At 40.5% G+C, this 10,235-nt stretch carries 11 protein-coding genes; 5 read left to right on the plus strand and 6 right to left on the minus strand.

The window, feature by feature from the left end; translation table 11 throughout:
- Positions 1–25 precede the first annotated feature (25 nt).
- Positions 26–799: a hypothetical protein gene (locus EEJ45_RS16155; protein WP_124565824.1), complete on the minus strand. Its 774-nt coding sequence runs from the start codon at positions 797–799 to the stop codon at positions 26–28.
- Between the two features lie 320 nt (positions 800–1,119).
- Between EEJ45_RS16155 and EEJ45_RS16160 the strand changes: the two genes are divergently transcribed.
- Entirely contained in the window at positions 1,120–1,695 is a 576-nt protein-coding gene (locus EEJ45_RS16160) for a CotO family spore coat protein (protein WP_124565825.1), read from the plus strand.
- Between the two features lie 48 nt (positions 1,696–1,743).
- On the opposite strand, the gene EEJ45_RS16165 is transcribed toward EEJ45_RS16160, so the two are convergent.
- Entirely contained in the window at positions 1,744–2,334 is a 591-nt protein-coding gene (locus EEJ45_RS16165; protein WP_124565826.1) for a CotY/CotZ family spore coat protein, read from the minus strand.
- Positions 2,335–2,519: 185 nt separating this feature from the next.
- Here EEJ45_RS16165 and EEJ45_RS16170 point away from each other — a divergent pair, with 185 nt between their 5' ends.
- Positions 2,520–2,876: a DUF1360 domain-containing protein gene (locus EEJ45_RS16170; protein ID WP_124565827.1), complete on the plus strand. Its 357-nt coding sequence runs from the start codon at positions 2,520–2,522 to the stop codon at positions 2,874–2,876.
- A 72-nt stretch (positions 2,877–2,948) separates the two neighbouring features.
- A complete protein-coding gene (locus EEJ45_RS16175; RefSeq protein ID WP_124565828.1) occupies positions 2,949–3,104 on the plus strand; it encodes a cytochrome C oxidase subunit III in 156 nt (51 codons plus the stop codon).
- A gap of 28 nt (positions 3,105–3,132) precedes the next feature.
- Here EEJ45_RS16175 and EEJ45_RS16180 read toward each other — a convergent pair whose 3' ends face one another.
- Together EEJ45_RS16180 and EEJ45_RS16185 are read right to left on the minus strand one after the other, a co-directional pair.
- The gene (locus EEJ45_RS16180; protein WP_124565834.1) at positions 3,133–5,382 is read right to left on the minus strand and encodes an ATP-dependent helicase; all 2,250 of its coding nucleotides are present in this window, start codon (positions 5,380–5,382) and stop codon (positions 3,133–3,135) included.
- Between the two features lie 69 nt (positions 5,383–5,451).
- Complete coding sequence (locus EEJ45_RS16185) at positions 5,452–6,750, minus strand: diguanylate cyclase domain-containing protein (protein ID WP_124565829.1); 1,299 nt, start codon at positions 6,748–6,750, stop codon at positions 5,452–5,454.
- Between the two features lie 392 nt (positions 6,751–7,142).
- Here EEJ45_RS16185 and EEJ45_RS16190 point away from each other — a divergent pair, with 392 nt between their 5' ends.
- Positions 7,143–8,411, plus strand: coding sequence for a putative bifunctional diguanylate cyclase/phosphodiesterase (locus EEJ45_RS16190; protein WP_164464314.1), 1,269 nt, complete (start codon positions 7,143–7,145; stop codon positions 8,409–8,411).
- Positions 8,412–8,484: 73 nt separating this feature from the next.
- Complete coding sequence (locus EEJ45_RS16195; protein ID WP_124565831.1) at positions 8,485–9,120, plus strand: diguanylate cyclase domain-containing protein; 636 nt, start codon at positions 8,485–8,487, stop codon at positions 9,118–9,120.
- A 32-nt stretch (positions 9,121–9,152) separates the two neighbouring features.
- Here the strand turns inward: EEJ45_RS16195 and EEJ45_RS16200 are convergent, their stop codons facing one another.
- Both EEJ45_RS16200 and EEJ45_RS16205 read right to left on the minus strand, forming a co-directional pair.
- Entirely contained in the window at positions 9,153–9,575 is a 423-nt protein-coding gene (locus EEJ45_RS16200; protein WP_124565832.1) for a GNAT family N-acetyltransferase, read from the minus strand.
- A 6-nt stretch (positions 9,576–9,581) separates the two neighbouring features.
- Positions 9,582–10,094: a YjcG family protein gene (locus EEJ45_RS16205; protein ID WP_124565833.1), complete on the minus strand. Its 513-nt coding sequence runs from the start codon at positions 10,092–10,094 to the stop codon at positions 9,582–9,584.
- Positions 10,095–10,235 lie beyond the last annotated feature (141 nt).

A 10,235-nucleotide genomic window follows, 5' to 3' on the forward strand; every position in this document is an offset into this window, starting at 1 on the left:
GACCCTACAAGGTCTGCTTTTGGTATTATGCTTCCAATCTTAACATAGCATAGGAAACGGCAATCATGTCTGTGCTTACAACATCTGATGTAGGAGACAAAACAAGACGTAGTTCGATGATGTCACCAGCGAATAGACGTTTACTTACAATCGCTGTCCCGCGCACCATTGGGATAGGTGCGAATAAGCCAGGAACACTGGATGTGTCAAGCAGAGTGGAAAGCGGCACAAGACCGAATACCTCAGGAAGTCCTGTACTTGTGACAGGGTTACCGCCTGGAAATCTGAGCAGTTGAACATTGAAATCGCCTGCATCAAATGAAGTATCTCCAGTTCCAGGTGTAGGCAGTTCACCAAAGAAGCCGCTTACTCCTAATAGGGAAATACCTGCAGTGATATTGTATGTTTTAGATCTATTGATGCGAAGTCCTGTAAATGAACCTGCCGGTACACCTAACATAGAATTTGGAGCGGTAATGATGGTAGGAGCTACAGCTGGTATTTCAAACATGCCTGTGCCTAAAGCCGCAGCCGGTGTTGTATCTGAAGTTGTTGCCGGTGCTGCACCGAATTCAAAAGCTGGCGCTGCGCCTGCTTCAGAAGACAATAAGCGAGTGAAAAGAACTGGCGAAGAAGTTGCGCCGCCTGCTAAATCTAACCCTGATAATAATTGTGGAAATGAGCCATCCTGTAACGCTGTAACAGGTGTAATCTCACTTCCTCCTTCTGGAAAAGTAGGTAAGTTACAAGCTACTGCTTTAACGGGAAGATTGCCGTTTCCTCCGAAACAATTACACATATGAATTTCACCTCTTTTATTAGAATACATTAATAGGTAATGCGATATATGGGAGTTTGGCTATAGACAAGGTCCTATTTTCAAAAAATTGGTTGAAATGCCTGTATAATATACTACTAAAACTTGAAAATGGTTGTTGAGCTGTTGCTTCCTAGTGTTTATCTGCCAGAAGAACTATATAAACTTAGAGACTATTTAAAAACAGTAAGGTGAATAACAAAAGTAATATAAGTACGATAAAAAACTATAGGAAAAAATAGGAGGTGCACCGCATATATTTTTATATGACTGATGCCGTTGAGTAAGGGGAGGAGAGTAACTTGACAAATAAACGCGATCAAGATGAGAAGCCGCTTATGTATATTACACAACCAGGATTTGAAAAGAGCGCACCTAATATGCAAAATGTATTTATTATTAAAAGTAAGGTACTAAAGGATGCACAACAGGAGCAGAGTCTATCTCATGAAGAAATCGTAAAGGTTGAATTAGAACAAGAAGAGATTATAGAGTCTGCAGTAGAGGATTTTGAAACAGTTATAGGGGATGTGAGTGAAGTTGAAACTGTAGAGTTAGAAGATAAATCCACAGATGTTGCTGCAGCAACGGAAACGATCTCTGTAGAAGAGAGAGCGGAGGAAACGCCAGCACCACCAGGCTCTTGGAAAAGTAAGCCATTTAAGGAAATGAGCAACGAAGAAAAGCTTCATTTCGTTATTCATCGTCCACATTATATTCCTAAAATTAAATGTCAAATTCGAACAAACCAAACTGTTTTAACGGGTTATGTTGTATCGCATGAGAATGATGAAGTGGCTATTAAGATTATAGGAAAGACCAGACCTATTGTGATTTCATTTGATGAAATTATTGCGATCCAAATGGTGGGTTTATAAGTAAAGGTGGCAGATACTCTGCCACCTCAATAGTTTTTTGTTGTACAATTACACGCCTCTTACGAACGTGTCGCGCAAGCATTGGATTGCGCAGAAGCAGTTTAAGTCCACTGTAATGCAGAAATTTGTTGGTGCTAGTGAGAAGAATGTGCTCATAGGGCCGCCGGAAGTAGGGATGGAAATACCGTCAGAATACAGGCAGATTAATAGGCGTGCAATTAGGTCAAATGCATCAAAGTTGAAGTTGATGTTTACATCAACACCGCCACCTAATCCTAGTTGTTCTGTAAGTGCAGCACGGATTTCATCATCTAAGCCATCTAGTGTTGGTACAAGTACACGAAGAACTGCACAGCACTCGTCTACACTTTCAACACGTAAAAATGGCGACGGAAGTGGAAGAGAGATACCAGCGATACGGAAGCAGCTTGCTGGGATGAACAATTCCCCTTTTTTGTTATAAAGTACAAACGGCCGCGTGTTGGCAAGTGGAGACGTGCCGCCGCAGTTTGCGCCCAAAATTGGGTTGTCGCAGCCTGTTGGGCAAGTGTCTTGTGCAACATCTTGCAGCTCGTTAATGAAATTTACAACGTCGCATACGCAATTTGTATCGTAGTGGTGTTTATCGTTGCAACTCATTGATTTCACTCCTTATCATTAAGTTTGGTTTTACATTAATAAGATATTGAATTGGGACACAATCGGTTACTGTACTTTTACTGATTTTAAAGAAATGGGCAGGATGTGAAGACGGAAATTTTGTATCTGTAGTATAACGTGTTGTTTGCTATATGGTTACAGACTTTTGTGAAAGGAGGAGGGAGATGCTGCAAAATGATTGGTTTATGCTTGTTATTTTCTCATTTGCCGCGTTTCGTTTAACCAGATTGCTTGTGTTTGATAAAATTACGCGTTTTATTCGTGCTCCTTTTATTGACGAAATTGAGGTCCAAGAAGATGGAGCGTTTGTTACCTATACGAAAATAAAAGGACAGGGTATGCAGCGATGGTTTGGAGAATTGTTGAGTTGTTACTGGTGCACTGGTGTATGGGTCACTGCCTTGTTGCTTTTAGGATATTATTGGTTACCAAGAGTGACAGAGCCGTTGCTGTTTTTATTGGCAATTGCGGGAGTGGCGGCGGTTATTGAAACAATAATAGGAAAAGTTTCAGATGAGTAAAATAGGTGAACGAAAGGATGACAAGAATCATATAGTGAATAGAATAATAGTACAACAAGGGAGAGGTACCTCATGAGAAATCGTCCTTTGCCGCTAAATCAGTGGCAGTACTATCAGCAACAGCAACAAGCGATGGAACAAAAGGGCTACACGAAGAAAAAGGGCTGTAATTGTGCAAAGAAAAAAAAGCTGTCTGAACAAAGTCAGCAGCAAGAAGAACAACAATAAAAAGCAGAGCATAAAAAAGCTCTGCTTTTTATTGTAATAGGTTTTTTATAAATCGCGAGGGATATGCTGTTCGCCCTCTGCGCATGCTCGGAACCGATACATACAACGTTTCTTGTGCACGTGTAATCGCGACATATATTAAGCGCCGTTCTTCTTCAAGCGGCGTGCTGTCACCCTCTCGGAACGCATCGAGCGCAAAATCGTGCGGCAGGGAGCCATCAACAGCGCCAAGAAGATAAACATGCTTGTATTCAAGACCTTTAGAACGATGGATGGTAAGAAGCTGTATGGCGTCTTGATATGTTTTGCTAAGGTGTTTCATTTCGTCGTTCATGGCAATCATATGATCGACATGTGCTAAAAAATCACGTACGCTTACGAATTTACGGGCAACCACCTTTAAGTCACGTACATCATCAGACCCTTTTTCCATGGCGTTACCTTCATTGCCGCGTTTTTTAATATAATCAGAGAAACCCATTTCACGTTCAATCATTTCAATGGCGGCAAGCGGCTCTATATGTCGTAATGTACGGAACAACGGTACGATCTTCTGGAGCTTTTTTTGTTGAAACGACTGTATGTTTGTAAGTTTTCCAAGTGCGCTTACAAGTGTGCAATCCTGGAGAATGCTGATGGCCTTTACGTCTTGTAGGGCGGATTGCTTGAGGAACAGCGCCCCCATTAAGTCGCGTATCGCCCCGACATCATCTTCGTTCATCGCCAATCGTAAATAGGCAAGCAGGCTTTTTGTCACGCGTCGCTGGTAAAAGGAATCAGCATCGTGCTCCATAATAAAAGGTAAAGCTGATTGCGATAAACGTTCAAAAATAGCTCGTGACGCAACATGGGTTCGGTACAAAATGGCAAAATCAGATGGATTGGCACCTTTTTGTATCTTTTCTTTTATATCCGTTACAATCATGGTTGCTTCTTCTTCTTCATCGTAAGGGAAAAAGAAGGAGGGTACAAACGGCGATTGAAACTGTGCTTGCATTTTTTTGGGGCGTCTATTCTTATTGAAGCGAATGATTTTATTCGCAACGGTGACGATGCTATGTGAAGAACGATAGTTTTGATTTAGTGTCACCACTTTCGCTTCCGGATAATCTTTATCAAAATGTAGAATAAAAGATGGATCGCTACCTCGAAACGCATAGATGGATTGATCATCATCACCAACCGCGCAAATATTATTTGTATGCCTAGAAAGCAACTGCATGATTTTATACTGAACCTTATTAACGTCCTGGAATTCATCAATGAGAAAGTAACGAAAACGATTGTGATAACGAGAGAGAAGGTCTTCGTTAGTTCGCAGCAATTCGTAACATCCATATAGCATATCATCAAAATCAAACAGAGAACGTTCCTGCTTGATTTGCTCGTAGCGCTTATATAAGTATTGTGCTTTGTCCTCCCAGGGATTGGAAGGCTTTACAGTGTCATAATGCGTCAGTGTGTTTTTCCAATAACTGATTTGCTGCATAGCTTGATCATACGGAAATTCTTTTTCATCAATCCCAATTTCCGCACCAGCTTCCTTCAATATACGATCTATTTGCCAATCGTATTTCAGCAAGTACTGTGAGGACCAGCGCTCCGGCTCATGATGTATCAGAATGCGATAAAAAATACTATGAAAGGTTCCTACCAATAAGGCGTGTAATATTGCTTGGGGTAACTGAAAGCGTTGCAATCGCTCTTTCATTTCCCGTGCCGCTTTTGCTGTGAAGGTAACGAGCATAATAGACTTTGGATCAATCCCTTTTTCTTGCACCATATAGGCAGTTCGTGCCGTCAACACCCTTGTTTTCCCGCTGCCAGCCCCTGCTAGGATGAGAAGTGGACCTTCCGTTGTTGTTACAGCTTCATATTGAGCCGCATCTAATTGTAAGGAGCTTTCTTCAATTGTATAAGAAGTAGATGCTTCTGGCTTGATAAACGCCGTAATTCCTTTTGCTGGTTGTATCTCTTTCCAGGTTGAAACTGCCTGCGGTGTGATGTTGCGCCTTTTTGGCAGTCGGAAGCCGTCCTGCTCAGCAATGGTCGCAGCTACTTGCAAACGACTATGCACTTCCGCCTCACAAGAAAAATCGGTTTGTACAAGATGGTAGAAATGAGGTTGTTTTTGTATGCCTAAATACAATTTAACAGGTTTTTGGCAGGACACGCATGTTACTTCGTCTCGAAGACTTGCTTCATACAGCATTTGAAAGCTTTGCCGCGGGTAATATGTTAAATTGATATCTTTGTTTTGATAGGAGGCGATTTTCATCATGCTTGTCTCCTTTGTTTTTTTCAATACCTTTCATCTTATCACACATTGGATAAAATGAAAAAATAGTTATTGATATATGGAGACTTGGTTACGCCCGCAACGCTTCGCTTCGTACAGTGCTTTATCTGCTTGATCTAAAAAGGACTCGGGAGAGATGGCAGGCGTAGGAATCATAACAGCCACGCCGAGGCTGATTGTCAAGTAAGGACAAGTGGTAGATGTTTCATGAGGGATTTTCAAAGACTCGACAGTATCTCGTAATTGTGCTGCGATGATAAGGGCACGAGTTTCATTCGTATCATATAAAATAACGAGAAATTCTTCCCCTCCGTAGCGTGCGATAAAGTCATTTTGGTTTTTTATGGTGCTTTGCAAGGCTGAGGCGACTTTTTGCAGGCAAGCATCACCTTTTACATGACCGTATGTGTCATTATAAAGTTTAAAACAATCAATATCGATTAAAATGATTCCGAGTTTTTTAGACGAAGAAAGAGCATGTTTCCAAGCTTGTGCAAATGTTTCATCACAAATACGTCGATTGGGGATTTGCGTGAGACTATCTATAGAAGACAATTCATTCGCTTTTTTGAGCTGCATTTCAGTTTCAATTTTTTCTGATATATCGTGAGAGGCAACCAGAATTTCTAACATTGTGCCCTCTTCTGTATAAATAGGTCGGCTTGCTGATTGAACCCAGATATAAGTACCGTCTTGTTTTTTCATGCGGTATTGTAAGTTGCTAATACCGTTATGAATAGCAAGGTGCTCGTGCATGTTTTTCAGCGCCGTTATATCTTCAGCATGAACAAAGGAATACACAGAGCAGCCTCTCATTTCCTCTGCTTCATATCCAAGTAACTTTTTACATACAGGAGAAACATATGTGTATAAGCCGCTGGGGGTATGTTTAGAAATAAAATCTGTAGAGTGCTCAGCTAAAAGGCGCAGCCATTCTTCATTTTCCTTCATTTTTCGTTCATTGCTTTTTTGTTCTGTAATATCAATAATTTGTGAGATGAAATGGAGGGGGGTTCCATTTTTATCATATACGAGAGAAACACTTAATAAAACCCAAATTACCATGCCATTTTTATGAATATATCTTTTCTCCATTCGATATGTTTCCAGTTCACCGCGAATCATTTTTTGAACATATTGAAGATCTAGGTCTAAATCGTCAGGGTGCGTGATATCTTGAAAAGAGCCTGCTAATAATTCCATTTCACTGTAGCCCAGCAATTTACAAAGTGCAGGATTCACTTTTAACCATTTGCCGTCTAATCCGACCAATGCTTTTCCAATAGGTGCATAGTAAAAGGCATTCACAAATAAGTCGTAATCAACAGGCGTATTTCGTTTTTTCATTTCATTCACCTCTTTGTGTATGGAGTGAAGCAAAGCAATATAATTTGTATGAATCCTTTTATTATATTCAGATTAATAGATTACTGTGATGGGATAGAGCGGAGAGTGTGAATGAATCCTAATCCTTCTTTGCTTCGATATACAGACAGTAAATGCTCAAGACTTGATGCTACGTACTAGAAAGTGGGCGCTTTCATTTTTTATTTTTGTCTGCCAAGCTATAGTGTGTAATGATTGATAAGGCATGTTCACTATAAAATCTTATCTTTTAGTAGTATGCATAAGCAGATTAAGTCTATTTGCATATGATAGTAAGAGAATGAGACTGTATCTATATGCATGAAGTTTTTATATATGTGTACAGGTAAATTATGGAGAAAGGATTAATCCATATGAAGCATAATGGAAAACGGCTGTTATATGATGAATTAACGGGTGTATATAGTCGATATGGCATGAAGCGGAAGATGGAGGAAGTATGTGGGTATACAAGAAGCGTAGTGCTCCTTTTGATAAATATAAAGCGTTTTAAATGGATTAATAAAACGATGGGGCATCATGTAGGAGATGAAGTATTACGTTCTGTTGCAAAACGCTTAAGAAAAAGTATACCAAATGGCACTATTTCTCGGCAGTGGGGAGATGAATTTGCTGTTTTATTATCCGATATGAAGAGTGAAAAGCAAATTCGAACTTTGGTGGAATCATTAATGCGAACGCTGCAGCACCCATTCTTTGTCCGGAATTATAAGATTGCTTTGCAGTGTTATATTGGCGGGGTAATCGCAAAGAGTTCAGAAGTGCAGGATATGTTAAAGGATGGGGAAACCGCTTTATTGTGTGCGAAAGAAAAAGGCAAGGATATCTGTTTCTTTTGTCCTCGCATGAGAGCGGCACTTCATTCAAAAATAGAAGTAGCATTTGAGTTACAGCAAGCGTTGCCAAATCAAGAGCTTGCTCTCTACTATCAACCGCAAGTGAATATCGCAACAGGGGAAGTTGGAGGTGTGGAAGCGTTGATGCGCTGGCAACATCCGAAAAAAGGTCTTATCCTGCCAGGAGAGTTTATTTCTATTGCTGAAGAAACGGATTTAATTATACCAATCGGTAAGTGGGTCATATATGAAGCATGTCGGCAAAATAAAGAGTGGAGAGAACAGGGCTCGTATAATGGAAAAATATCAATTAATATATCTCCGAAACAGTTCATGCAAGATGATTTCGTCATATATGTGCAAGAAGTACTTGCACGTACCAAACTTGACCCGAGCGACATAGAGTTAGAAATCACTGAATCTCTTTATCTGGAAGAAGGTATATATAGCAAGCTAGAGCAGCTTCGACAATTAGGAGTGCAGCTATCCATTGATGATTTTGGCACAGGCTATGCCAGCTTTCAATATTTAAAACGATGTCCCGTGCATGCGGTGAAAATTGCTCCTCAGTTTGTCATGAATATGGATAAGGAAGAGCCAAATAAATCTATTATTTCTTTAATTACAGCGCTTGCTGAAGAGCTTCAGCTTCAAACGATCGCAGAAGGTGTGGAAACGAAAGAACAGCTTTCTTTTTTAGAATCTCTGAATTGTGCATATGTACAAGGCTATTTTTTCAGTCCGCCACTTCCTCCAGAAGAATTAATTTCATTCCTAAAATCTTAATATTAAGTAATTATGTATTTATACAAGCCTTTCTGACTCTGCTACATATATTGAAGGGAAAGGAGGTGTTGGCATGAAAGAGCATAAGGGGAAAATAGGGGGATTTTTCTTATTGAATACTGTTGTATTAACGGAATGGGTTGCTCTTCAGGAGTTGTTATCTAAGCTCGATAATCAGGCCTTATATATTGGTGCCGGTTTATACCTTATACAAATTTTGGCCGGTTTGTATGCGGGACACAAATACGATATGAAAAAAAAGCGAAATACTTCACAAGAGTGGAAGAGCAACGAGTTTGCGCTGGTGTTTTTTGATAAATTAAAGGCTCTTTCACAGCGCAATGGTGGGCGAATCACACTTTATGTATTTGCACTTGAAAACTGGCGCGAGTTACAGGAGCAAGCTTCTGAGGAACAGTTGCAGATAGCATTGCAAAGTGTTGAAAAAGGGATTTTAAGTGCTATTCGAAAGAGCGATGTAGTCACGCTGTGGGAGGAAAATCAATATGTAGTTATAGCCGCTGATAAGGGGTATGAAGAGTCTCGACTCGCAGAGCGTGTTGTCGCACAAGTGCGCCAGGAATGTGAAGAACTGCTGTTTAAGGTTGATTTACAGTTCGGAGCAGCCACATATCCAACGGAGGGCTATCATTTTGATGTTTTGCTTTCCTTGGCGCAGAAACGTTTATACGAGCTTCAACATGAATAAAAGGACGGTTTTGAAGCCGTCCTTTTTGTTGCTTATATGCTTTTTACCATTACAACGTGTGGAATATCTGCTTCTATAAATACATCTGAAACAGTTTGATAGCCAAGTTTTTGATAAAATGCTTCTGCCTGCGTTTGCGCATGCAGTTTTACTTTTTGAAGATGCTGTGCTGCTGCCAATTCTTCAAGCGCATCCATAATAAGGCGACCAGCCCCTTTGCCGCGATAGGAAGAAAGCACGCAAATGCGCTCCAATTTTCCCACACCTTCCACTTCTCTCATGCGGCCAGCACCAATAGGTGTGTTTTCATCATAAAGCACAACATGTTTAGCTGTTTCATCATACATATCGTATTCTTCTTCGGCGGAAACACCTTGTTCCTCAACAAAGACAAGTTTACGAACTGTGAAAGCGTCTTGTAATTGTTGTTCTGTTGTAACAAATTGTACGTTCAAAGTTGTTTATTCCTTTCCAAGATGAAATGTTTCGTAGACAGTCCAAGGGCCGTCTTCTAATTGATATAAAAGATGGAAGCGATCGATAGTTTGTTCATATTGGAAATCAATCATTTTCAATCGACCCAATACATCAGCAAGCTCATCGTCTGATAACTGTTGGCCAATTGTAATATGAGGCACGAACGCATACTCGCGCTCTTGCTCAAAATAGCCGCTGTGCAACAAGTCGTTCAGTGTTTCAAGTTCCGGTGTTTTTTCGATTTTTAGATAAATCACGTTATTAACCGGTGCAAAGGAACCGACTTTGGTTGTTTTCAATGTGAATGGCTGTACCTGAAACGCCACATTGTGTAGGTTTTCTACAATACCTTTAATATCTTCTTCAGGTGCTTCAAAAGCTGCTTTCAGCGTAACGTGGGGCGGTATCATCGCATAATGCGTATCATATCGCTTGCGCAGGTTGTTCGCTCTGTCTTGCAGGTGTTTCGATGGAAAAATGACAATTCCAAATTTCATCGTGGTTGCCTCCTTATAAGATATTGTGGTTTCGAAACAAGAGCCTTTTCGAGCCGAGAACCTTAGATTTTGTGCCTAAGCGGTCGGCTTCGCTTTTCGAGTGTCCAGCTACGCCTCCCAGGCACTGCCATCTAAGAACCT

Origin of the sequence: Ectobacillus antri (assembly GCF_003852715.1) — a bacterium.
Classification (GTDB): Bacteria; Bacillota; Bacilli; order Bacillales; family Bacillaceae_G; genus Ectobacillus; species Ectobacillus antri.